Origin of the sequence: Pelodictyon phaeoclathratiforme BU-1 (assembly GCF_000020645.1) — a bacterium.
GTDB lineage: Bacteria > Bacteroidota > Chlorobiia > Chlorobiales > Chlorobiaceae > Chlorobium > Chlorobium phaeoclathratiforme.
On the sequence record NC_011060.1, the window covers coordinates 917295 to 941340 of the forward strand.

General features: G+C 48.8%; 26 protein-coding genes. 11 read left to right on the forward strand and 15 right to left on the reverse strand.

The window, feature by feature from the left end; genetic code table 11:
- Positions 1 to 72 precede the first annotated feature (72 nt).
- Positions 73 to 705: a TatD family nuclease-associated radical SAM protein gene (locus PPHA_RS04340; protein WP_012507660.1), complete on the reverse strand. Its 633-nt coding sequence runs from the start codon at positions 703 to 705 to the stop codon at positions 73 to 75.
- Between the two features lie 448 nt (positions 706 to 1153).
- Between PPHA_RS04340 and PPHA_RS04350 the strand changes: the two genes are divergently transcribed.
- Both PPHA_RS04350 and PPHA_RS04355 read left to right on the forward strand, forming a co-directional pair.
- Positions 1154 to 2611 (forward strand): homospermidine synthase, encoded by a 1458-nt coding sequence (locus PPHA_RS04350; RefSeq protein ID WP_012507661.1) that lies wholly within the window; start codon positions 1154 to 1156, stop codon positions 2609 to 2611.
- A 15-nt stretch (positions 2612 to 2626) separates the two neighbouring features.
- A complete protein-coding gene (locus PPHA_RS04355) occupies positions 2627 to 3766 on the forward strand; it encodes a type III PLP-dependent enzyme (RefSeq protein WP_012507662.1) in 1140 nt (379 codons plus the stop codon).
- A 183-nt stretch (positions 3767 to 3949) separates the two neighbouring features.
- On the opposite strand, the gene PPHA_RS04360 is transcribed toward PPHA_RS04355, so the two are convergent.
- Positions 3950 to 4495 carry a pyruvoyl-dependent arginine decarboxylase gene (locus PPHA_RS04360; RefSeq protein ID WP_012507663.1) on the reverse strand — a complete coding sequence of 182 codons (546 nt, stop codon included), beginning with the start codon at positions 4493 to 4495 and terminating at the stop codon, positions 3950 to 3952.
- 827 nt (positions 4496 to 5322) lie between these two features.
- Between PPHA_RS04360 and PPHA_RS04365 the strand changes: the two genes are divergently transcribed.
- From PPHA_RS04365 to PPHA_RS16715, 4 genes are all read left to right on the forward strand, one after another.
- Positions 5323 to 6006, forward strand: a complete 684-nt coding sequence (locus PPHA_RS04365) for a DUF134 domain-containing protein (protein ID WP_012507664.1) — start codon at positions 5323 to 5325, stop codon at positions 6004 to 6006.
- Between the two features lie 379 nt (positions 6007 to 6385).
- Positions 6386 to 6898, forward strand: coding sequence for a DUF6398 domain-containing protein (locus tag PPHA_RS04370; RefSeq protein ID WP_012507665.1), 513 nt, complete (start codon positions 6386 to 6388; stop codon positions 6896 to 6898).
- Positions 6895 to 7230 (forward strand): calcium-binding protein, encoded by a 336-nt coding sequence (locus PPHA_RS04375; protein ID WP_012507666.1) that lies wholly within the window; start codon positions 6895 to 6897, stop codon positions 7228 to 7230. The genes PPHA_RS04370 and PPHA_RS04375 overlap by 4 nt, the downstream gene beginning before the upstream one ends.
- Positions 7231 to 7368: 138 nt before the next feature.
- The gene (locus tag PPHA_RS16715; RefSeq protein ID WP_397234009.1) at positions 7369 to 7554 is read left to right on the forward strand and encodes a YgiT-type zinc finger protein; all 186 of its coding nucleotides are present in this window, start codon (positions 7369 to 7371) and stop codon (positions 7552 to 7554) included.
- A gap of 67 nt (positions 7555 to 7621) precedes the next feature.
- On the opposite strand, the gene PPHA_RS04385 is transcribed toward PPHA_RS16715, so the two are convergent.
- Entirely contained in the window at positions 7622 to 9334 is a 1713-nt protein-coding gene (locus PPHA_RS04385; protein ID WP_012507668.1) for an IS1634 family transposase, read from the reverse strand.
- Between the two features lie 287 nt (positions 9335 to 9621).
- Between PPHA_RS04385 and PPHA_RS04390 the strand changes: the two genes are divergently transcribed.
- The 3 genes from PPHA_RS04390 to PPHA_RS04400 are packed head-to-tail and all read left to right on the forward strand — an operon-like array spanning position 9622 to position 10520.
- Positions 9622 to 9831, forward strand: a complete 210-nt coding sequence (locus PPHA_RS04390) for a type II toxin-antitoxin system HicB family antitoxin (RefSeq protein ID WP_012507669.1) — start codon at positions 9622 to 9624, stop codon at positions 9829 to 9831.
- Positions 9832 to 9863: 32 nt separating this feature from the next.
- Positions 9864 to 10040 carry a type II toxin-antitoxin system HicA family toxin gene (locus PPHA_RS04395; protein WP_263053234.1) on the forward strand — a complete coding sequence of 59 codons (177 nt, stop codon included), beginning with the start codon at positions 9864 to 9866 and terminating at the stop codon, positions 10038 to 10040.
- 3 nt (positions 10041 to 10043) lie between these two features.
- Entirely contained in the window at positions 10044 to 10520 is a 477-nt protein-coding gene (locus PPHA_RS04400; protein ID WP_012507670.1) for a hypothetical protein, read from the forward strand.
- A 214-nt stretch (positions 10521 to 10734) separates the two neighbouring features.
- Here the strand turns inward: PPHA_RS04400 and PPHA_RS04405 are convergent, their stop codons facing one another.
- The 12 genes from PPHA_RS04405 to PPHA_RS04460 form a co-directional block, all read right to left on the reverse strand.
- Complete coding sequence (locus tag PPHA_RS04405) at positions 10735 to 12126, reverse strand: RNA-binding domain-containing protein (protein WP_012507671.1); 1392 nt, start codon at positions 12124 to 12126, stop codon at positions 10735 to 10737.
- Positions 12123 to 12818, reverse strand: coding sequence for a DUF4062 domain-containing protein (locus PPHA_RS04410; RefSeq protein ID WP_041526425.1), 696 nt, complete (start codon positions 12816 to 12818; stop codon positions 12123 to 12125). The genes PPHA_RS04405 and PPHA_RS04410 overlap by 4 nt, the downstream gene beginning before the upstream one ends.
- Positions 12819 to 12980: 162 nt before the next feature.
- A complete protein-coding gene (locus PPHA_RS04415; protein WP_012507673.1) occupies positions 12981 to 14156 on the reverse strand; it encodes a Wadjet anti-phage system protein JetD domain-containing protein in 1176 nt (391 codons plus the stop codon).
- Positions 14153 to 17518: an ATP-binding protein gene (locus PPHA_RS04420; RefSeq protein WP_012507674.1), complete on the reverse strand. Its 3366-nt coding sequence runs from the start codon at positions 17516 to 17518 to the stop codon at positions 14153 to 14155. Before PPHA_RS04420 ends, PPHA_RS04415 begins: the two co-directional genes overlap by 4 nt.
- Before the next feature lie 247 nt (positions 17519 to 17765).
- On the reverse strand, positions 17766 to 18119 hold the full coding sequence (locus PPHA_RS04425) for a DUF7303 family protein (protein ID WP_012507675.1): 354 nt from the start codon (positions 18117 to 18119) through the stop codon (positions 17766 to 17768).
- Between the two features lie 516 nt (positions 18120 to 18635).
- Complete coding sequence (locus tag PPHA_RS04430; RefSeq protein WP_012507676.1) at positions 18636 to 19079, reverse strand: hypothetical protein; 444 nt, start codon at positions 19077 to 19079, stop codon at positions 18636 to 18638.
- Between the two features lie 333 nt (positions 19080 to 19412).
- The gene (locus PPHA_RS04435; protein ID WP_012507678.1) at positions 19413 to 19691 is read right to left on the reverse strand and encodes a type II toxin-antitoxin system RelE/ParE family toxin; all 279 of its coding nucleotides are present in this window, start codon (positions 19689 to 19691) and stop codon (positions 19413 to 19415) included.
- Positions 19691 to 19918: a ParD-like family protein gene (locus tag PPHA_RS04440; RefSeq protein WP_012507679.1), complete on the reverse strand. Its 228-nt coding sequence runs from the start codon at positions 19916 to 19918 to the stop codon at positions 19691 to 19693. Before PPHA_RS04440 ends, PPHA_RS04435 begins: the two co-directional genes overlap by 1 nt.
- Before the next feature lie 299 nt (positions 19919 to 20217).
- A complete protein-coding gene (locus PPHA_RS04445; protein WP_012507680.1) occupies positions 20218 to 20508 on the reverse strand; it encodes an addiction module antidote protein in 291 nt (96 codons plus the stop codon).
- The gene (locus PPHA_RS04450) at positions 20505 to 20813 is read right to left on the reverse strand and encodes a type II toxin-antitoxin system RelE/ParE family toxin (protein WP_012507681.1); all 309 of its coding nucleotides are present in this window, start codon (positions 20811 to 20813) and stop codon (positions 20505 to 20507) included. Before PPHA_RS04450 ends, PPHA_RS04445 begins: the two co-directional genes overlap by 4 nt.
- Before the next feature lie 139 nt (positions 20814 to 20952).
- Positions 20953 to 21585, reverse strand: coding sequence for a DUF4194 domain-containing protein (locus PPHA_RS04455; protein ID WP_012507682.1), 633 nt, complete (start codon positions 21583 to 21585; stop codon positions 20953 to 20955).
- On the reverse strand, positions 21585 to 23036 hold the full coding sequence (locus PPHA_RS04460) for a DUF3375 domain-containing protein (RefSeq protein ID WP_012507683.1): 1452 nt from the start codon (positions 23034 to 23036) through the stop codon (positions 21585 to 21587). Before PPHA_RS04460 ends, PPHA_RS04455 begins: the two co-directional genes overlap by 1 nt.
- Positions 23037 to 23450: 414 nt before the next feature.
- Between PPHA_RS04460 and PPHA_RS04465 the strand changes: the two genes are divergently transcribed.
- A complete protein-coding gene (locus PPHA_RS04465; protein ID WP_012507684.1) occupies positions 23451 to 23708 on the forward strand; it encodes a DUF4160 domain-containing protein in 258 nt (85 codons plus the stop codon).
- Between the two features lie 6 nt (positions 23709 to 23714).
- Positions 23715 to 23975, forward strand: a complete 261-nt coding sequence (locus PPHA_RS04470) for a DUF2442 domain-containing protein (protein ID WP_012507685.1) — start codon at positions 23715 to 23717, stop codon at positions 23973 to 23975.
- Positions 23976 to 24046 lie beyond the last annotated feature (71 nt).

Here is a 24046-nt window from a genome sequence, read left to right on the forward strand (position 1 = left end):
GTGCTTGATCTCGGGTTCGTTGGGAAGGTACAATTGCCGGCACAACTCTGAGCATCTGTTACGGTATCGTCGTTACCCCCCGTAATAGGATCGTACCCGGAATGATGCACCCAGTGAAAGAGCGAGAGCTTTACAGGCCTCCACATCAACTGAGGGGAGACGGACGACGCTTGCAATGACTTCCGGTATTGTTGCTGCTGCCAGACGGATGAAGTCGCAGACGGCAGTAAAGCCCGCAGCCCCGAAAGGGGTGTTGCACAAGCGCATATATGTTTCTGCATCCGATGCATTCAGGCTGACGGAGAGGCAATCGATAATTCCTGCCAGCTCAGGTATGATGTTTCTGCCATGTACCAGATTTGCCTGACCGTCGGTATTGATGCGAACACGTGTACCATAGTGCTGTTTGATCGCTGCTGCCACCTGCTTGACCATCTCAAGCCGGATCAGTGACTCCCCATACCCGCAGAAAACAACCTCTTCAAAATCACTGAACGCTGCAATGGCAGCCATGATTTCATCGAATGAGGGCTCGGTCTTGAGAAACAGGTCGTCGTCACCGAATGTTCTGCTGTTGTATTTAATGCAGAACGAGCAGTCGTTTGAACAGCGGTTGGTAATATTCAGGTAGAGCGAGTTTCCGATAGTGTAGGCAAGAGTGGGCATGATTTCAGGAGTGATGGAGAGAAAAACAACAGGGATCATTGAGGCACCTGACTGGTACGTGGTGACAATATACAAGAACAACCATCAGGATACCCTCGCTTATCTGCCAGCAGCGGGTTTGCGACCGGGTTTACGTGCCTTATGGATTGTTTTTTTGTTGGTTACCGGAGTATCCATTTGAGCGTTGTGTGATGTTTTGGTGAAGTTCGCGGCCTCTCTTTGCTTCTTAGTTTCTGACAGAGTATCTTACCGCATTCTTTAAGATCATTAAACTATCGGACGGAGTTGTCATGGAAGCGGTTACGGTGTGACCGAAAGTTAAGGCTGTTATTCTCCGGAAATTTGAGGCAATCCTTGCATCGTCGTTCTGGCCAGACCGTACAGGTTGTTTGAATGTCGAGGACGCATTGGGCCTCTCCCGGCTCGAAAACAGAACAAAATTCACATTCTGTATATCTCAGGATTATTAAAAAAAAGGTGAAAAATCGTGATTAATTTTGATAAAAAAATACTCATTATTGGATTCGGCTCAGTATCCCAATGCACCGTTCCTGTTCTTTTTAAACACATTAACGTCGATTATACTCAGGTCACCATTATGGATTTTGAGGATATTCGTGAAAAAGTGTCACCGTGGACAGCATTGGGCGTTACCTACATTAACCATCAAATAACACCGTATAACATAGCGCAAACCCTTTCCTCTTATGTTGCCGAGGGGGACTTGATAATCGATTTGGCGTGGAATATTGATTGTTGTGAAATTCTTCAATGGTGTCATGATCATGGTGTCCTCTATATTAACACATCGGTAGAAGTGTGGGATCCTTATACAGGGGTTGAGACCAGGCCTCCTGCCGAAAGAACACTCTACTGGCGGCATATGAACATCCGCCGCATGACGTCACAGTGGAAAGATAAAGGGGTCACTGCGGTGCTTGAGCATGGCGCCAATCCCGGATTGATATCGCATTTTACCAAACAGGGGTTACTTGATATTGCCGACGCAGTCATTGCCCGGAACAAGGTCGGCCCTGCTCAAGCCGAAATTATTAAAGAGTTGGCTGAAAAAAGAGTCTTTAATGAGCTGGCTATGGAGCTGGGCGTAAAAGTGATTCATTGCTCTGAAAGGGACACACAAATCTCTGACGTTCCAAAACAGGTTGACGAGTTTGTCAACACATGGAGTGTTGAGGGATTCCGTGAAGAGGGCATGACAACGGCTGAAATGGGGTGGGGAACCCATGAAAAAGAGCTGCCACAATTTGCCTATACCCATACTGATGGGCCAAAAAACCAGATTTGCCTTGCTAAAATGGGTATGAATACCTGGGTCTGCTCCTGGGTGCCTGATTATGATATACGTGGCATGGTAGTGCGGCATGGCGAAGCGTTTACGATATCTGACTATCTCACAGTCTATCAGGAGGGGCAAGCCATCTACCGCCCAACGGTGCACTACGCCTATTGTCCGAGTGATGCCGCCATTACCTCTCTGCATGAACTGCGTGGTTATGATTACAGACTTCAGACCAATTTCAGGATCATGAATGATGAGATCACCAAGGGTTCTGATATTCTTGGGGCGCTGCTGATGGGTCATCCCTTTAACTCCTGGTGGACAGGTTCTGACCTGAGTATAGAGCAATCCAGAGCGCTGGTGCCTCATCAGAATGCTACGACGATGCAGGTGGCAATATCGGTGGTCGCAGCCTGTATGTGGATGATCGAAAATCCTGAAAGGGGTGTTGTTGTGCCGGATAATATCGACCATGAGTATATTCTTGGAATTGCAAAACCTTATCTTGGCAACTTCATATCAAAAGCTTCCGATTGGACACCCTTAAAATACAATCCCAACTTTTTTGCAGGGTTTAATGCACCGGATATTGATGAAACAGATCCCTGGCAGTTCAAGAACTTTCTTATTACCGATAATGATTAAAACAGGATACACTCGATGATAGCTCAAGATTTAAAACAATTGGCTTTAGAGCATGGCACACCGTTATTTGTGGTCGATCATGAGGTTTTGCGTGCCAATTATCGTGAGTTCAAGCGGCATCTTCCGAGGGTTCAAGCCTATTTTGCGGTTAAAGCAAACTCCGCAAAAGAGATCGTTAAAACCTTCTATGATGCCGGCGCCAGCTTTGATGTTGCATCAATGCCTGAGTTTCTTGCGGTCTATGAAAATATTAAAAGCCTGACGCCTGAAGAGCAACAGGATTTTATCTGGGATAAAATCATCTATGCCAATCCGATAAAGCCAATACCCACGCTCAAGGAACTCGACCAGTATAAACCGTTGGTCACCTTTGATAATGAAGATGAAATAGCGAAAATCGCTACCTATGCACCGAATACCGGTCTTGTTTTACGCATAAAAGTGCCGAATACCGGAGCCATGGTAGAGCTCTCTTCCAAATTTGGTGCAGACCCTGGAGAGGCTGTTGATCTTATAGAAAAAGCGTTCAGAAGTGGACTGGTGGTTGAGGGTTTAAGCTTCCATGTCGGCAGTCAGTGCACAAATTTCCAGAATTATATTCAGGCCCTTAATCTGGCGGCCAATATTTTTAAGGAATCGTGGGAAAGAGGGTATACGCAGGTAAAAATCCTTGATATTGGCGGCGGTTTTCCCGCTCCCTATGACAAAAATGTGAGACCTTTTGCCGAGCTTGCCATCATGCTCAATTCCGAAATTGACCGGCTCTTTCCGCCCGATATTGAAATCATAGCCGAACCGGGAAGATTTTTAGTGGCAACTGCCGCCTGGGTTGTGATGGAGATTATCGGTACAGCCTATCGTGACGGTAAAAGATGTTATTACGTCAATGACGGGGTTTATCATACCTTTTCAGGGATTATCTTTGATCACTGCGAATATCCTGTAAAATCCTTCAAAGAGGGCAATGAGAAAATGTGTGCAGTGTATGGCCCTACCTGTGACGCTCTCGACACTATCACTATGGCGAATCTTTTGCCCGAAGACCTTTCGATTGGGGATTTACTCTATAGTGAAAATATTGGAGCCTACAGTCATGCGTCATCGACTTACTTTAATGGCTTTCCGCCAGCAAAGGTTTTGCATATCAACAGATAGGTTACGGTGATCATGATCATGTTTGAACCGGGAGACTTGTAACCAGGGAATCAGCGCCTTCGGAGCCAGACTCTGAAGGCGGTTCAAACGGTGCCGGAGCTTCAGCGATGTTTTTGCACATGAACCGGTCGATCTGGCATAAGAGTAACGGAGTTTCATTGCCTGAAAAAATAACGTTTTATATCAAGGCAAAAGAATAGCGCACGAAATGACCGTTGTCCAGAGTCCGTTTTCACCCTCGGCAGACTGGGTAATATTGTAGGAATTAATAATCTTGTGACTCATTTTGTAGATACCTTCACGCTCGTCCCAGTCTTTGTTGGGATCAAACTCAATACCGAGGGTTGTTGCAAGCATTGTTGCCGCCAGATCTTCAGCATACTCACCCGACTGTTCGGCAGATTCTCCGTAAGGTTGATGTTCCGACAGATAACCATACTGCGTCTCATCTGCCGGGATGGCAACACCAACCGAAGCTGCAATCAGACGATTATATTCATTGGTAGAATTGCGAGCCATAACGGCAAAGGTGATCTGTCCGGGACGAAGAAGTTTTACCCCCTCCTCAACACTGATGCGTTTGCAGTGAGGTGGAAAAATACTGGATACGGTAACAAGATTACACCCCTCAATTTTAGCATCCCTCAACGCCAGCTCGAACGACGATAAGTACTCCTTATGCCTTCCAACCCCTTTGGTGAAAAAAACTTTTGATGGAACAAATGACAATATTCAGCCTCCAGATTAAGTTTTGGGACAATACTTCGGAAGATATTAAATAAGTATAAATAACCCCATGGTTTATTGTGAGGTACTGATTTCAAAAACGATTTTCCCGATAACGTATACGCTGTTATTTTGAATGGGTATATATTTCTTACTTGTTTTAATATAATAAAATAAAGGTTATTTGTATTTCCGGGATGTAATTTTTGTGAGTTGTAGGTGCAGATAGGTGTTGCCAGAATTAACATATATTTAACAGATTCCCTTTCGTCGGTAACATGAGGAATTGACAGGGTTGGCGCAAGCCAGAACGATGTGTGTGTAACATTCATTTGTATAATCAGTTGGCTTTGCTGAAAAACCGATTAATGAGAATGATGTCAAACGAAACGAACGAACGAGAAGGATGGCTCAGATGCCGAAGAGTGGTTAGAAGCCTGAAAAGTTAGTGAACGACAGATACCTGATACAGCGATCATTCCAAAAAGGTCGCTCTTGCAGCGGAGATGCTTTTTTTTTCATACTCATGAGCTGATGGAGTTCGATATTTCTGTTACATATTTGTAAACAACGAGAACATCAGACAACCTCTCGGTATATTATTCATGTTGTTCTTGATATCTCAACCGTAAACAAGGTTTTGTTTATGCCCTTCGAACTCTAATCTCTCTGGGTTGCATTCCTCGCTACTTGTGGGGAAGGGACTTTATTTTCGGTTATGATAAAATAATGAGAGCCATCTGCTTGTCAGGTGGTTTTTTTTGTGCTATATTATTAGCATATGCCAATAACTAAGGCGCAACAGGGAATAAAAACAATGGTGAATCGATATGGCAAGACCCGTAAAATGCAGAAAAATAGGATGCAATCCGGAGTTTCGGCTTTTTGGACCTGCTGAAGTTTCGGCAGTCACGCTCGAAACAGTTGATCTTTCGTTCGATGAGTTTGAAGCGATCCGGCTTGCAGATTTCGAGGGGTTGTATCAGGATGCTGCGGCTCAACAGATGCATGTTTCCCGTCAGACGTTTGGCAATATTCTTGCATCGGCCCGCCATAAGGTGAGCCAGATGCTGGTTTCAGGAAAAAAGTTAACCGTAACAGGAGGAACTATCATGGTTACAAGTGAAGAAAGAGTGTTTAAATGTGCAACCTGCTCTCATCAATGGAGCGTGGCGCATGGGGTTGAGAGACCGGCGGTCTGCCCGTCATGTGGGAGTGTAAATATTCATCGACTCACATCCGACGGCAGTTTTGGCGGTGGACGCAATGGAGCTGGAAAATGCCGAGGTCTTCGTACCGGGCTGAATCGTGAGGGCACGGGTCAGGGAAGCGGCGAGGGAGAAGGCATGGGCCAGGGTTCAGGCGAGGGCGAGGTCCATGGTTCTGGCCGAGGATCAGGTCAGGGCCAAGGCCAAGGTAAGGGACAGGGTCAAGGCCAGGGTCAGGGCCGGGGATTAGGCCAAAGATGCTGCGATTCTCCAGGGCACGTACATCGCCACGAGGGAGATCAATAAACCATTCGGGGAGTGGAGGGAGAACACTGGTGAAAGTTGTTTACCGTTAAACAGGTCAGGCGCTTCAGTTTCGGGCATGTGTAAGCATTTCGGCAGTGCACTCCATTCCCTGTTTTTTTATTAGGGAAACAGAGTGAGTGATGTTTCATGATACGTTGGTTGAGCTGCCGACGATGGTAAGGATGTTCACAGGAGTATTTTTGTGCAGTGTTGTAAAGATGTTTTGGATTTACATTTCATACCGTACCTTGTTTGAAAATACAGTTTCTTCCCTCGTCAACGACAATAGAGCAAGTCCAATCTCCGCAGTTTTGCGAAAGTTGTTGCCTTGAGGTTTTGCTTCGTACAAGTAATTTTAACATTCAAGGTAACGTTGAATATGCCCAGGAAACAATCCGAGTCCGTTCCCGGCGCTTTAGAACCTGTCTACGCGGCAATTGTCAATCTGACAGAGAGTATTTGCCAACAGCACCTGAACAGCGATTATGCGGCGCTTGCCCGTCAGTTGGCTGCAACGCTTGCACGCAAACGACCTTCTCCCATCATGAGGGGAAAACCGGAAATTTGGGCATGCGGTATTCTCTATGCGCTTGGTACCGTCAATTTTCTGTTCGATAAAACGCAAACTCCGCACCTGCGGGTGGATGAGTTATGCGCAGTCTGTGGCGTCAGTAAAAGTACTGGAGAAAACAAGGCCAAACTGATTCGTGATCTGCTGAAGATGTATCCACTTGAGCCAAAGTGGTGTTTGCCATGCCATGTAGATGACAATCCAATGATCTGGATGTTGCAGGTTGATGGCATGATTGTCGATATTCGTCGGATGTCACGTGAATTTCAGGTCATTGCCTATGAAAAGGGATTGATTCCCTTCATTCCGGCAGACCGATGAAAAAAGCATGGGCATCAGAAGGTGAGGCATTGCACAAGAGGCACGGTCGTGAGTTCGCCATTCCTCTGGCACAGATTGCCGTAGTTGACGCTGATAAAGCAACCCGTGAGGCGGTTGAAGATTGTCATTATTGGGCAAATCGGGGGTGCGGGTTTGTTATCCGTTTTGGTGAGATGTTTTTTGATTGCCTGAAATTGTTGGTTATACTTTTAAGAGTTGATGCTTTGCAAGGCGAGTACTGTTGGAGAGTGTTGGCAGCCGCTCACATGAACGGATATTACAGAGGCGGTTACACCTTTATAAAATATGGTATTAGTGCTCCAAGCCCTTGAGATGCGAATTGAAAGTCCCTTATGACCGATTATTCAGATATCTTAAGTTCTGTCCAGCGTATATTCCTAACCGTGAAGAGTGGGAGTCCGATTCAAACGAAGGAGGAGACGATGAACTGCATGTATTGTAGTGGGAATATGGAACGGGGGATTGCACCCTTTCATACCGACAGGAAAGGCTATCACATCACGTTAGACAGAATTCCTGCCTGGGTATGCGCCCAGTGTGGCGAAGTTTATTTTGATGAACCCGAAGTTGAAGCTATTCAAGAAGTCCTGTGCACTCTGGATCAGAGGACTGAAAAGTTGGTGAAATCTGCTTGACATTCATTTTTGGCGTACAGATTATGTTGGAAGTTACCAACCTGAAAGTAGGATAAAGCGCACACTATCATGAGGTCACTCCCAGATATTTCAGGAACAGCCGATCTCTGGCTACGGATTCAGTAGACCAGCGGTAGTTGCCCATGACAGTTCGTACTTGAGTCGTCTCAATGCAATCGAACCAATCCAGAATCTGAGCGAGAGATCGTTGCTCAAGCCACTGTTCCAATTTTTTTTCGAGATTGACAAGTGCTTTGGTTTTTTCGCTTCCGTTCTTTCCAAGCTCTGCCCGCATTTCCTTGATTTTCTTGGTCAGGAAGCAATGATACCCCAGTGACACAAACTGTACGAATTGCCTTCCCCGCAGGTTGTCTGGATGCCATGTGCGCGGCCTTGCTCCATCAAGGCCTCCCTTCACCACGGCGAAGATCTCCTCTATTTTTTCACGCAATCGATAGTCTGCCAACGCTGTGAAGGTCTTCATGGCCTGATTGCTGACGAGCGCAAAATAGCCGAAGTATTTCGTCGCTTCGACAATGGCCTTGTCGTTGAAACCGACCCTCAATTGTCCACCACGCCCCTTTTTTGAGCAGATCAGATATCGCTCGATTTTTCGTTGCGCAGATTTCGTGAACTCCATCACCCCATCTTCTACTTGAGCTTTGAGTTCAAACAGCTCCTTGCGGAAGTCGAGCTGCTTCTTGGTGTCGCTGTTAGGGGAATAGAAGACATGGACATAAAGGCGGCGCACGAACCTCTCTTCTTCTCCGCTCAGCTTGCCGTTTCGCGACAGTTGGCGCACTCGACCGAACTCGTGCATTCTCATCGCCGTGGCGCCGCAAACCGACGGATCAAACTGGCAAGTGCTCGACATGCCCGCCAGCGTCTCCCGAAGCGCATCCACCGTCTCGCGAACCCAAGTGATATTGGGGTCAACCAGAGTAAGGAATTTCATGTTGCGCAAGGCGAATTTCATCATGTTCCCCTCACTGTAGTAGCCGTTATCGGTAACGATCAAGGGTTTCTCAAGGTTAAAGCACTTGAGTTGCTTCAGGGTGTTCTCAATGGATATGACGTCCGGAACATTGCCAGGCTGCTTGGCGAATGCTAACGGCTCGCGTTTCTTTACGGAATACAAGGTTAGAAGCTTGATGGTTTTCAGTCCGTCACCATCCTTATTGAACCCATGCCGTGCTTCCGACTGGTTCTCGGAGTAGGTCGATATCGTGGTCGAATCAAACGCCAGCACAGGTGCCTTGCCCAGGCGATCCGCCCGGAAGGAGAAGTAGCGCTGCACGCGGTCTTCGTCGCACCCGACACATTTGAACAAGTCACTGTAAACGTCTTCAGTGATAACTTCGCTGTAGGGAAGGGAGTGCATTACCTGCCAACCCTCAAGGCGTGGCAAGGTGTTTCCGCCGGAACCGATCCAGTAACGCGCAATAGAGAGAATCTTGGCAGCGTCGCCCTCGCTGAACGAAGAACGCACGTCATCGTCAATGCCGGAGGCTTTACCGACCCACTCCAGAAGATCCGTGAGGCCACTGTGCCTGCGTAGCGCACCAACCAAGCCCCCTTCATTTTTGCTTTTTTTCGGGCGTGTAGGGATTATCTCCTGTGTTCCCGACTTGATTTTCCCTTGGAGCTTCTGACTGACGGTATAGGTCTTTCTGGTTCGTTCATTATAGCCTGTAACCCGCTCATAGATGTAAATATCGCCATTCGGGCGCCTTTCACGCCGTTCGCCAACGTGAGTTTTTCCAGTTACTGGTTTAGACACGGGGTATTCTCCTTTTTAAAGTGTTTTCCTTATTATACATACGTACACGTTAAAAAGCAAGAAAAAAGCGCGGTTTTTCTAAAAAAAACACAACTTCTCCGGAAAAAACACAACTTTTTTTGAAATAGTGCTCAGGTGGCGATCTTTTTTAGTTAATGTGTGCGCTTTATCCGACTTTCAGGTTACCAAGGCTGAATACATGGCGGATCAGTTTCATTGCTATCAGGGTTCCGCTATAATCTTATGCTATAATTCGTGCATTAACGTCACTTGAACTGGATTGCAAAATGAATTTCACGATAGAGCAGGAACAAGAATCTGATGGGCGTTGGTTGGCGGAAGTTCCCGAGTTACCAGGAGTTCTCGCTTACGGTGCGACATCGCTGGAAGCAATGACCAAGGCGGAGGTTCTTGCCCTTCGCGTTATTGCTGAACGGCTTGAGCATAGTGAAAGTCGCCCCTTTGCCATAAGTATTTCTATTCCGGTTATGGCATGAGCCAATGGCCGTCAATTTAAGCCAAGCGTTTACTGTCCGTGCTGTTGCGTCTTGGCTGGGAAGTCAAGCGACAATCCGGTTCGCACAAAACACTTTCCCGTAATGGCTGGCCTGATTTTGTTTTCGCCTTCCATGATGGCGATGAAATCGGCCCAAAAATGCTGGCACGCATTGCAAAGCATACGGGTCTTTCACCAGATGACCTGTAACTTATGACTGTGACATACGAGAAGCAAAAGTCTGAGGCCCGAATACAGGCGGTTGAACAGTATTTGATCGATAATGTCTTGGGTGATGATTTTATCTGTTCACACTATAATTCGTGCAAATCATCGCACGCGGATACATTCTACGAGGGGCAACTTCACCATATAGGAAAATATTACGGCGTTTCATTCGATGGGAGGCCATTACGTGTCGTTGTCGTTGGGCAAGAATATGGGCATCCTCCTGCCCGTGTTGATTGTCAGGCGCGATCTCAAATGTTCAAGTATTCTGCTCTTGACTGCCGCTTTGCTGCTGGACAAGGTTATAAGGGTCGGAATCCTCACATGAAAGGCACAACAAATGTTCTCCGATTGATTTTCGGTATTCCACTCGGTACTGATCACCAATCTGAATTTCTTTCGATTGAAGGTAAGCGTGTTCATATTTTCGATGCTATTCTCAATCACGCATTTAGTCGTTGACCAATTCTACGCAAATTCCGGCTTTCGTCCTTACGGATTTTATTGAATCCACTTTTGGTTTATGTCCGGATTATGTCCGGATAGGCAAATTTCGCAACCACTCATATTATCTCTACTGCGTGGTAACTACCATTTTTGCATACTTTTAGTCGTATTGGCACAGGTTGCGAGCAGTAAATAACCTGCGCCAAAATATGTCCGGATAATGGCCGGATCAGATTTCCACCTCGGTTCGACGATAGGACGTTGCAGGACCAGCTCCAATTGGATCGAGTAATCCGGCATCCACTAAATTTCGAAGATCTCGACGGGCTTGTCGGTCACTGATGCCGCTACCTGCTCGTTCAAGGTACTCGTCCAGGCGGACTGATTCATTGACACCCAGCCCATTGAGCAGCGCTTGTTGTCGTTCGTTGAGTTTTATCGAAATTTGTTTTTGCCCGGCCCCGAAAAATGTCAGATGGACTCCAGATGATTTGCTCTGCCACACCGGGGGGCGCATCTTCATCTCGCGGCATTCCTGGACAATTTTGAATGTACCGCGTCCTACCCGTTCCATTAACTCATGCAGATAGAAGACATGGCTGATATCCGGGTTGACAAGAATTGACTCATGGGTAGCAGCCCGGAGTTTTTCCGGAGTCAGCCCCATTGAAAGGTGCCCTGAATTCCAGATTTCAATTCGTTCCGGGTAAATACTAATCGAAATTCCGCCGGAGAATGCAGCATAGTCGCGATGGACCAACGCGTTTACCAACCCTTCGCGCAATGAGTTGAATGGGTAGTGTGGTCGAGATTCTCGTGCCAGTTGTCCCGGCTTGAATTCGGCAGCAATCGCAACATGCCGTTTGAGAAAGTTCATCGCTTCTTCCAGGAGGTAGAATGCTGGCCCCTCGTACACCTGTTCATCAATAAAATTATCTCCGCGATCCGTCTCATAGCGAACCGCCCGCAGTCGCGTCTGCGGATGGCGCAGTGAAACACGCTTGCCAAACAACACATCTGCAGCATTGGTCAATTGACCGAACCGGGCCAAGGCCAGGTCTGCAAGTACGGTATCAGGGTTGTGAGCCTCTTCAAATTGATACCCTCGGCGATCCTGTGCCCTGCGTACCGTCTCATCCAGCAGTTTACGATCAAGATCGTCAATGGCAAGGCCGACAGCAGCGCGACGTTCCCAGCGCTCGGTTTCACGGGATTGCCGTACCACCATATCGCGCATTGTTGTAGCGTCGGCCGCTCGAATATTCGTTCCCTTCTTGATGTAAATCGCCCCGTCGAAAACATAGGGGCGGTCAGAGCCTTCCGGTACATCTACAGAAATGACCTTGCCTCCCTGAACATCATCCAGAGTAACGGTGAACAATACCTGAGGGGTAACATGTTTATGCAGGAAGATACGGAGTGCTTCAGTATCTTTTTCGCCTGGTTCGCCGAGTACCTGGCCATGATCATCGACACCGATCAGAACGCTACCACCTTTGGTGTTGAGCAGCGCACACACGGCACGGCCAATCAACTCTTCTGCCTGGGATGATGCAATAAACTCAATGCGATCGGATTTGTCTTTTCCCATGAGTTCTTCGGTCAGATTTCTAACATTCATTTACTGTCCCTCCTTTCTATTTCTCGGCGGATTGCATCGGGATTGCTAAAATGATTTTGTATGAAATCCTCCACATCTCTGTATCGGCCAAATTGTGCGCTGGCAAAAAGCTTTGCATCATCATTCGAAGAGAATTTTTGTACCCAGTTGCCGGTACGATCCTGATAAGTTTTGAGATCGCGTCGAATCGCTGCATCATACATGTCGATCACCCGAAAATCATCAATAATTGTTTGCTCCCGCTGCTTGAGTTTTTTCTTTTCCTCTTTGGTGTCGAATCCAAGTTTAGCAAACATCTCCTCGCGCTCCTTGGCATTTTTGCAACCGAGCTTCATGAATAACGATCGGGCGAAGGGAATGTGATGATGCGCCAGAATCCAGCGTGGTTTGCCCAGTTCGATGGCCTTCAGCAATTCCTGATGCGTAAATCCAAGCCCGTCTGGCAACACGCCGCTGCCATATTGGGGCGTAATGATACAGAGAAAGAGATCACAACGCTCGACCGCAGCCAAACAACTATCCAGTGCAGTCTGATGAGGATACACCGTGACTGTGCCTTTATGTGAACACCACACTTCATATCCAAATCCACTGAGCATTGCATAAATCTGCTCAAGCAGCTCCTCAATTCCGTACACGGTCGAGGAGACCATGATGGAGAGGTGGCTTGGTGATGTATTCTCTTTTTTCATTAACAGTCTGAAATATTTTCAGTCGTTAAGATCGGCCCATTCTCTCGATTGTCCAATCGATGATTTATTTATCTTTGCTCGCTTTTCGAAAGCATCCGCTGGTTATGGTTTATGACATTCTGAATTGCGGCCTTCATGAATATCCTTTTTTCTGCAAGATCATCAAAATCTCCCCAGCGCCTCCACCAGCCACTCAAACCCGATCTTCTCCTGTTCCAGTCGTATCTGATGGCCCAGCTCATTTTTACGTAACTGATCGTAAAGCGCACTCTCATCAGCGGTCAGTCGCATGAGTGCACCGGTTTCGGGAGATGGTTCAACGCCCCAGAGCGGTTGATGCTCCATCAATGTTTTACTGTCCATCAGCAGGGAAGCCACGTGGGGAAAGAACCCGCGCAACTGGTTGAGGATGGCGAAGCCGTGAGTGTCGATGTCGCCCCAGTAGTGGATAACGCGGTTACGCATCCATTCGACCGATGCCAGATTCTCAAACCCATACCCGGCTCCGAAAATTACCATTGCCTCGGGAACCTCGGGAAAGGCGAGAAAGTTGATTTCGTTTTCGGTGATGAAGAGCTTTGTAACAGGCAGTTCCAGTTGGGCAAAGGTCTCCTGCGTCACCGTGATATCCTGATCGCTCTTCGTCGAGAGCAGCGCCAGTGATGGGTCAAGAATCCGGAATCGTACCCGCAGGGGTTTATCCTGAAAGCCGTAACGCCTACAAAACCCGATGGCTCCGGTGGCCGTTGCGTCAATCTCCTCCGGCGGAAGAACGAGGTCGAACAGCTCCCCAAGCACGCCCCGGTGCCCTTCGATGAATTTGCTGTGCACGTCGGGCAGGTCGATCTGGCGCAGATAGATGCCGGGCCGGGGATGCTTGAGACGCCAGGCGAGAATGGAGAGGATGCGGGGCCACTCTTCTGCCAGTTCAAGGGCTCGAAGGGGGCGTTTTGCCAGCCAGGGGAGAAGCGCGGGTTGCCAGTCGCGGGTGAGCGTGACCATGGCGGCGAACTGCCGTGCTTCCTGCCGCTTGCCAATCCAGACGAGGGCTTCGTCGAGTGCATCAATCCAGATCTCTGCCGGAAGTTCATTGGCTCCCAGAATGCGGTGGTTGACCGTGCGCCACACAATCCGGTACGGTTTGGCTGCGCTGGTGAGTCGGGCAAGCCAGTCGCGCACTTCGGCAAATGAGTTGCTTAACTCTCTGGAGTCGGGCCCTTTCAGCGTCAAGCGACGGGGAAAAACCGATTCACCGCCAATCAGGGAGGAGAGGATGAGGCCCCGATCCCAGAGCTTTTGCACCTGGGCCTTGAGTTCGGCGGGGGTTGTCCAGTTCATTCCACCGACCTCTCTTTTTCGGCGCGATACTCTTCGATGGTGAGGTTGCGCAATACCGAGCAGCGCCCCTCCTGATTGTGCACAAAGCCGACACTGGAGACGAAGGGCTCGATGATGTGGATTTTCTGCAAGGGGGTGACGATGAGCAGTTGCAGGTTGAGCTGGGCAAAGAGTTGCAGTCCGTACTGGGCCGATTCGTCGGAGCCGCGTCCGAAAGCCTCGTCAATGACCACGAAGCGGAAGGAGCGTGAGCGCACGGCGCCCCATTCGAGGCCGAACTGGTAGGCAAGGCTGGCGGCAAGGACGGTGTAGGCGAGCTTCTCCTTCTGTCCTCCCGATTTTCCCCCTGAATCTGCGTAGTGTTCATGTTCGCTGTCATCTTCGCGCCACCGTTCGCTGGCGGCAAAGACGAACCAGTTGCGCACGTCGGTCACTTTGGCAGTCCAGCGCCGGTCGAGGTCGGCATAGGCTTCACGGCCACGGAAGCGGTCGATGATGCGGCGCACCTGGAGGAATTTGGCTTCGGAGTATTGCGCATCATCCGAGCCGGTCAGCGTCCCTTCGGTGCAGGCTCGCAGCTCCGACTGAAAGTCACGAATGTCGGCATCGAGGTTCAGTTGTGCTTCGAGGGTGATGTATCGTCCCGGATTGAAGTCGATTTGCGTGAGCGATTCATTGAGGCGGGTAATGCGCTCCTTGATGGTTTCGCGTTCGCGGGCCAGTTGCGACTGAAAATTGGCCACCTCCCGGATGGTATTTTCGTTGAGCAGATCTTTGAACCGTCCCTCAAAGCGCGGCAGATCGTCAGCCTGGAGCTGCTGAAACATCGAACGATACTCCGACCCTGCAGCAATGTTGACATCCACCTCACGGGTCTCAAGCTTCCACTCCTCCTTGTATTCGGTCATCGCCCTGATGATCTTTTCGCCCAATCGGGAGAGCTTCCGGTCTTCGCTGTCAATCTTTGCCTGGAGCCAGTCGCGCATCTCCCGTTCGCGATTGTCGCACGATTCAACCGTCAGCGACTGGTCGCCGAAAGCCTCCTGGCGCATGAGCTGGAGCAGGGGGAAACGTGCGGCAGCTTCGCCTCCCGCTTCATCGAGCAGCGCTGCAGTCTGTTGCTGCAATTCGGTGATGACGCTGATTTTCTGCTCTATTTTTGAGCGTTTATCTTTTCGGTCATCAAGCTGCTGCTCCGTCTCATGCAGCTTTTGTTCCACTGCGGCAAGTTGCTCGGTCAGGGTTTGCAGGATATTGGAGGTCGCTTCAAGGTCGCGTTTTTCTTTCTCCAGTCGGGCGATGGCAACGGCGAGTGGCTGCCAGTCGAGATCGCTGAAATCAGGATATTCGCCAAGCCTTGAGAGGATGGTCAGGCGCTCCTTGAGCGTTTTCTGCTCCTGCTGCAAAGTGCTGATGTGTCCCGCAAGTTTGGTCAGCTCGTTTTGCTGCTGCTTGCCCTTCTCTTCGAGGACGGCAATTTTGGCGGCATTGCTCCATCCGAGCACGTAGCGGCTGCGATCGTCGAGGCGGTGGCGGTCATCCTTTTCGTGCCGTTCACCGGGTGACTTGATCTGGCCTGCCTGGGTGATCGCTTTTTTCTCCCTCCGAAACTCCTCCTGACTCATGCAGCAGACCAGATCGAAACGATGGGCTACCTCCCGTTCGAGCCAGTCGAAATAAGGAGAATCGCCTTTGATGGCAAGCTTTCTGGCAAGTGAGGCCGGATGATCGGGTAACTGTTCGCTGCGAGAGAGTGGACGCACCCGAAAATAGACCAGCCTTCCTTTCAGATTGGTGCGTTCTACCCATTCGGCCACCTTCGGGTAGTGATGGTCGGGCACCAGCAGCGAGAGGCCGAAGTTGCGGAGCACCCGCTCAATGGCTCCTTCCCAGAGCTGCTCTCCCTCCTGAACCTGAAGCAACTCGCCGGCAAAGGGCATCTCAACCTCCGCGAGATTCAGCGCCTTGCAGAGCGAACGGCGCATGGCAATCTGTTTTTCATCAATATTGCTCATGCGCTCTTTCAGGCTCTTGATCTCTGCACTCAATAGCTCATGCTCCTGACGTCCCTGGGTAAAGAGAACTCCAGCCTCATTGAGATCGTTTTGCACCCGCACTTCAGCTTCGGCAGTTGCTTCGTGCATTGCTGCATGGCCGGCACGCTGCTGATAAAACTCCTCGGCGTTCGTTGCCGGATGCTCCCCAAGCTGGCTGGCAAGTTTTCCATATCGGGTTGCCTTCTGGTTGCGCCGTTCAAGCTCCTGCTGATGCTGCCGAATCTCAGCGGCGATACTTTCAATCCGGTCGCCTCCATTTTCAGCGATGGTTCGGCGCAGTTCACGGTCACGCCCCTGCAGGGTGCGCCGCTCCTCGTCGAGACGCTCGATGGTGATCTGGTGACGGTTCAGCTCCTCATGCAGCGAGACATGGCGTTTTTCGAGCAGTTCGAGTTTGAGGGAGGCGAACCAGGGGCGAAGGCTGTCGCGCGATGCCCGCAGCTCTTCGGCTCGCTCGGCCATGGTGTGGTGCGTATCGCAATCTGCCACCAGAGGGCCAAGCATCTCTATCTGCCGCTTTGCTTTGAGGACAGCTTCGTGCGCCCGGTTGAGATCTTCGAAATGCTGGATAAGGGCGGCAATGCGCGGCTCAACCGTGAAGGGCTCAAGCATGTGGAGACGGACGAAATCGGTGAGGTTTCCCACCGACTTGAGCGAGACGGTTTGATGAAACAGCTCGAGCGCCTGTTCATTTTCGATCCCGAAACGTCGCCGGAACCAGGCACCGTAGGGTGGAAAGCTTTCAAACAGCTCAACTCCCGCTCCACGCAGCCGCTTGCGCAGGGTTGAAATTTCAGTCCCGAAGGCTGAAAAATCGGCAGCGATGGAAAGATCACGTTCACATGCGGCATAGAGACGCGCTGGCTGTGCGGCATCCTTCATCCAGAAAATTTGGGCGAGGGTGACGGTCTTGTCGTAGCCTTCGTTATGAAAGACACCGAGAATGACTGAATAGCCGTTGAGTTCGCGCAGGGCGACCGGTTTGGCGCCACCTCCGAGGTTCTCCTGCCGCTCCGACTTGAAGTAGCCGAGCACGTATGAGCGCAGGGTGCGTTCACGGTTGTCGGCGCCTGCTGCCTTGTTGTAGGCAATGCGCTGGCTTGGCACCAGCAGGGTAGTCACGGCATCGACCAGCGTTGACTTTCCGGAGCCGATATCTCCCGTGAGGAGGGCGTTCTTTCCACCAAGTTTGAGCGTCCAGACCCTGCCATCGAAGGTGCCCCAGTTGAATATCTCAAGCCGTTGCAGGCGAAAACCAGCCAGACGGTCATCGGCAACAAATCCCATTTCAAGCGACTCACTCATCATCTTTCTCCATCAGTTTTACCGGTCGCTGCACGGTATTTGTCAAGCCAGTTGTCAAAATCTGCCAGCCATTGAGCGTCCCGACAGAACTGATATGATGCTCTTTTTTGCGGCTCTTTTTTGTATCTTTTGCCTTAGAGCTACCGTGCTTTTTGGTTTGTGTTACATTGCAAATGATAATTCCATTTTACTCATCTAAATACAATACTAAATCAAGAGCTTTGCGGTTGATTGCCATAGTTAAATACTACTTAATCCTCTGAACTATGGCATAAGGCTCACCAGCGAACTCTTCAGCTTCTTTCGGTACATAGCGAACAGTAACCGAGTATTTGCGAATAGGGCGAAGAACCGGTATCTCTTTACCTGTCTTGGTACTGATCTTGATTTCACCTGTTTCTTCAGAATACTTTCGGTTAATTGCTCCCACTGCGCTCTGCACTTTTTTCACCGTATCTTCACCCACAGGGGAGTACCATGTGGCGTAATGTCCTTCTGCGGTTGGTTCAGGCATAGCGTCAAATGGATAACTGGATGTTCTGCTTCCGGTATTACGGGTTGCTTTAATAAGCGGTTCAAATGTAAACTGTGTTTCACTCATACGGTTGCTCCTTTTTGTATCAGATTTAATAACAGGTTCAATATCGTTATTCTAATCGACCATTAACTGCAAGTCTAGGAGTTTTTTTATAGTAAATAGATCAAGTTAGATTTTAGCCTATCTTCATTCATCAATATCCGTTAGTTCCTACTTCATTCTTTTGCTGTCTTCTGGTAAAGCCACAAAGATAACGACTAACTATTAGTTCGTACAAACAGGTCAATAGTATTTGTCTTGTGGCACTCAAAATATAAGTACAATAAGAAGCCAAACTAAAAAAATCAACTTTACTATAGTTAATAAAGCGGATTCCTTTGCTTTACGTTTTCCTTTTTGTTTTTTCATCTGTTCCAAACGAAAAACAACGCCTCTTGTTCCAGATATATATCGTCCATTCTTCCAACTCATAGTGCAAAAGTTTAATTAAATGCGATCATGTGAATTCAAAAATTCTCTTGAAAGGTTTTAAAATCCGATTTTTTGAAGCGACCTCAAATAATAGTCAACATAAAAAAATTACGTTTTTGATTTACAGAGAGTAGTGTGATACTTTTCAATTTCCGTTATAGTTTCGTGTAATAAATCTAATGTATCTAAGCATTTTTCTGTTGCTTTTTTTCCTCCTTCCATACCTTGTAATGATTTGATTATGAGTAGTTGACGGTTATATTCTGTTTGATAATATTCGTTTAATATGGTCAAAGCATTCAGTCGCGCATAATCGGTTTGTTTCTCTTGGGCTTTTCTGGATAGTTTTAGTTCATTGAATTGAATGGAAACAGTATAAATGACGCCAATAAAAGAGCAAAAGCTTAACCAAGCTGTAACAGCATAAATACATGCAATCCATTGTTGTAGTTCGTCATTCTTGAATTGTGAAATAAAATTATGAAAAGGCAATAATAGTATAATTATTATTGCTATTACCAGTCCAGTAATTATAATAGTGATTTTGGACATGTTATTTTATTCAAATTTAAGGCAAAAAGAATTGAGGCCGTTTTTCCCGCCCAGCTTGGGTGTCCAGACCCTGCCCTCGAAGGTGCCCCAGTTGAATATCTCAAGACGTTGCAGTCGAAAACCGGCCAGACGGTCATCAGCAATACATCTCATTTCAACCGCCTCACTCATTATTTGTCTCCATCAGTTTTACCGGCTGCTGCAAGGTATTCGTCAAGTTGGTTATCTTTTTTGCAGGCTCTTTCACATTTCGATTGAGCATTGGTGTTCATAAGAAGCTTGCCATAAAATGTGACACATTTGACTGTGGTATTTTCGCAGGACTGGGCAGCATCAACGCTTGAGTGTTCTGTAAAAGTTTTCGTGGGAGCCCAAAAGAAGCAGGAGACGGCTTACAGCGTCATACTCGTAGGCGAGCAGGGTAAGTTGACCGTTACATCTGAATTTATAGACAAAAACACCAGCCAGATCACCCTTTTTTGGCTCACCCACAGTTGGATCTTTGATAATTTCAGCAATGGCATCATCAACATCAGCCTTCTCGTTTGGGTGCAGCCTCTTATAAGTACGCCTGAAAAGAGTGCTTTGATGAACCTGAATGTCGTTATTCATCAAGAACGATGCCCTTCCGGGACGAATGGTGTTGAGAGCGACTCACCCTCTGCCCTTGCAACCAGAAGATCCCGAATAAAATCGATTGGTAAATCTGGATTGTCGAGAGCCGCCCGTCCGATCATCGCCCAAAACTCAATCTGCCCGGCAATGGTGCGATGCTCAGCCTTGGCCTGTGCTCTTGCTTGTCCGTACAAGGTATCATCTATTCGTACTGGCATTCCCATAATTATTTCTCCCCGATAGTTTTGCTACAAATGTAGCGAAAGGCGACAGAATAAACAAATACCGCTATCACCGGTACCGAAGAGTCTCAAGGAAACGACAAACGGCGGGAATGACAACCAATCAGCGCCAGGCTAACCCTCAATATTTCGACGAAGATCTATAAAAACTTTATATACCTAGAGAAGAAAATTCCCGTTTGACACTCGGAATGTTACGAAATTTAAATGTTAAACCCCATTGTATTCAGTGGTTGCAGGTCGAATCTGGAATTGCTGGTTCAAAAACAGATCCCGCCTTATTACTTGGTGGCGGTTTCGGCGTGTAAACGGATACCTAATGCCCGAATTACTTTAATAACAGTTGCAAATTCAGGATTCCCTCCCAGAGAAAGTGCCTTGTATAAACTTTCGCGACCAAGGCCTGTTTCACGAGCAATTTGAGACATCCCTCTTGCTTTAGCGATTGTCCCCAAGGCTTGAACAACAAGCGCGGGCTCACCCTCTTCAAGTGCGGCTTCAAGATATGCCGCCATCTCCTCCTCAGTGGCAAGATATTCCGCAGCATCATAGGATCGTGTTTTTGTTTTCATGGGATCTCATCTGTTTCAAGATTTGCAAGAAGTAATCTGGCTTTCTGAATATCGCGTGTCTGTGTACTTTTATCGCCACCTGCTAAGAGCAAAACGAGTTCACGCCCGCGCCAGGTATAGTAAAGCCGATAACCTGGGCCATAATCGATTCTGAGTTCTGAAACGGAGCCTCCTACAGGTTTGGTGTCTCCGGTTAAACCCAACCCGAGCCTGTCGATTCGAACGAGGATACGAGCTTTTGCCGTACGATCCTGAAGTGCCGACAACCATTTTGAAAAAACGTCTGTTTGTTGTACTTCTATCATATTCAGAATCTAATAAACGTATCCCAAAGAATACAGCTTTTCTGAAGTTTATCGTATGAGATGTATGAACTCATGTAAAATAATGCTTATCAATCGTCACACCAGACGGTCATCGGCAACAAATCCCATTTCAAGCGACTCACTCATCATCTTTCTCCATTCCTTTTACCGGACGCTGCAGGTATTCGTCAAGCCGTTTATCAAAATCGGCCAGCCACTGGGCGTCGATAAAGGCCTTGATAATCCGGCGCACCTCAATCATCTGTCGCTCTCCCCGTAACCGGCGGATAAAACCAAGATCGGCGATTTTATTCAGCGTGGCATCAACCTGGTCAATCAGCTTGACCTCATTGCTGGCGGGGGGAAGAAAAATCCGGATCAGCTCCACCACCTCGTCCCGCGAAAGAATCAGGCGTGTGTCGCCAGCGCCCGCATCAAATTCGGCCAGTTTTTTGCGCAGTAGCGCCAGCAACAGGCTGACCGGGTAGGAGAGCTGGCGGCGTGCCATCAGCCGGGGAGCGCTGTTCGTCCCCTCCGGGTCTCCTTCGGAATTCGATCGTAAAAAAGCGTATCCTTCAGATTCATCGAGGATTAACTCCAGGCCAAGTACCGCCACGTAATCGCGAACGGCAGCCATCAGGTTGAGTAAAGAGCCCCATAGTGCAGGACTATCCTCCTGGTAGATCACCCCTTTTAACAGGGGAACCACGATTGACGCAAGCTCCTGACCATGAAAAGGGGCTGCGCTGTTTTCACTCTCTGTATGGTTCATTATCCGTTTCTTAATAAAATAATACGCGGCAAGGTGGCCTTACGGGTTATGCCTGTCGAGCTTTGCCATTGTACCTGCTCCTCAACTCCTTCATCCACCGTCGTCCGTGGCCACTCTCCGGCAAGTTGCAGATAGGCCACCAGTTCGGCCAGTCCGTTATGCAGCGGGTGACGCTCAACCACCTCTCCAAGGGTGACCTGGCTGCGCATCTGCAGTTCCAGACGGATATTGCGCAACAGCTCAGCCCGGTCGACCACCACCTGGGCGTAAAGCACGGCGGTATCAATCTCTGCATCACCTTCATCCAGAGCGACTCCTGCGATTAAAGGCTTGAAAGGTGTGCGATAGAGCGTTCTTTCGAGGGGCAGTTCGATCGCCGCAGAGGAGCCATCGAGAGGCATAAACGCACCTGGAGGGATGATGTCTTCACGCACATCAAGAGCCTGGGTTTCAATGTTGTGCAGGATATCCATGATGCGCCGATTCTCAAGCCACGCCTTGTCATCAAGAAAGCGGCGCAACTGCTCGGAGAGGCGGGCCACCGTGCGCTGGGTATGCTCTCCGGCCTCCAACCAGTCGTAGTGAACACGCCGCAGACGGTTGTCGGGGCGCATGGAGACAATCGGGGGCAAGGCCAGTACCTCCTCCAGCAGCAGGCTCAGCTCCTCCTGGCGCGACTGCGACATGAGAAAGTCCCAGAATGCGCGAAAACTTTTCCCCTGATCCGAATCGGCGATGGCGTCACGCTCACCCATGATCTGCTCCAGCAGCGCCCCCTTGGCTCCCTCCCAGAGGGCAATGCGCTCACGCACCCGGCGGTCGAGGGTGCGAAAGTTATGCTCCACCTCGCGAAAATCGGTCAGCAACTCACGGGCCAGTTGCAGAAACTGCTGGAAGCGATCCTTGAGGCCGGTATCATCGAGCAGCGATATTTCTCCGGCACGGATGCGTTCAATTTCGGCATCAATATCGTCACGCCGCTTTTGCAGCTCCGCAATCCGCAATTCAGGATCAGCCTGGCTCCCCGTGCTCATCTGCCGCAAAAGTTCAAACAGGGTAAGCAGCCGCGACTCCGTCCCCACAAATGCCCGCTCCGTCAACCCCTCCAGCCAGGCCAGCGCCTTTTCGGTTGAGGCCGTCAGATCAAAGTGAGGCTCATCCGTCCCGTCCGGATAGAATTTGCGCAGCCACCCCTTGTCGTTATCGGCCCAATCGTTCAGGTAATTTTGAGCCGTTCCCGGAAGTGCGTCGGCGCCGAGCTGCTGGCGCAGGGCGAACAGCTCATCCTCCAGCGCCTCAACCAGATCGGCCTGCGAGAGAATCCGCACATTGGGCACAATAAAGACCCGGTGCAGAAACCCGGCCACCAACGGCACATGCTGGGCGCACAAAAGGCGCCATGCCGGATGGTTCTGACGGAGAAGGTTCAGGGTGGAGTAGTCGAGAGCCAAAAGTGCAGCATTGATTTTAAAGGAAAAAGCGCCGCCGGAAGCGGGCTGGATTTGCGGGTGAAGTTAAAGCTTTTTCTGCGGTTTTCTCTCTGTTGCCTTTTTTTGTCATCCCGTCCCGGCCTGTAAAGCTCCTGTCTTTCCGGGAAGGAAGAAATATCAAAAGTTTTCCTTCCTGTGAGGACGTTTTTTAGTTGGAGGGGAAGAGTGATCGACGAACCAAATGATTGATGCCGGGTTAGAGTGTGTTGTCATCTGTTTTGATGGCCTGAAATTGTTTGTTATACTTCGAAAAGCGGTTTTATTACAAAGCAAACCCTGTGCAAGAGGTCAACGGTAACGTTGTTCAAACAGTCGAGAGAGGTTAGTCTGTGGAATTATTTGCTGGTCTTAAACGAAAAGAGAAAAGGAGAAAACGTGCCGGAACTGAGCAGATTTCTTGGAATAATTATCACTATGCTCTACAATGATCACAGCCCGCCTCATTTTCACGCACAATATGGCGACTACAAAGTAATCGTTGAAATTCTTTCAGGAATAGTTGATGGTCGTTTTCCGAAGCGTGCCCTTCACTCTTTGATGGAATGGTACGAAATTTACAAAGACAATCTTCTTGAAGACTGGAATCTGGCAGAAAGGCATGAACCTTTAAATAAAATCCCGCCATTGGAGTAAATGATTATGTTAGAAGTTACCAAGGCTGAATACATGGAAGAGTATCGGATACAGATTACCTTTAACAACGGTGCAAGCGGGGTGGTCGATCTGAAGGATGCCCTTTGGGGTGCTATGTTTGAAAAACTTAAAGATTACAACATATTCAGAACATTTGAAGTATCAGATGTTGTCCATACCATCAGGTGGGAAAACGATGCCGATCTCGCTCCAGAGTACCTGTATGAAAAAATGGTTGAACAAAGCACTGTAAACGGTCACGGCTGAAGAAGCATAAACCACATCGCTCTGATCCGAAGGTGAAGACCTTGCTCCTGACGGGCTGGAACGCTACACAT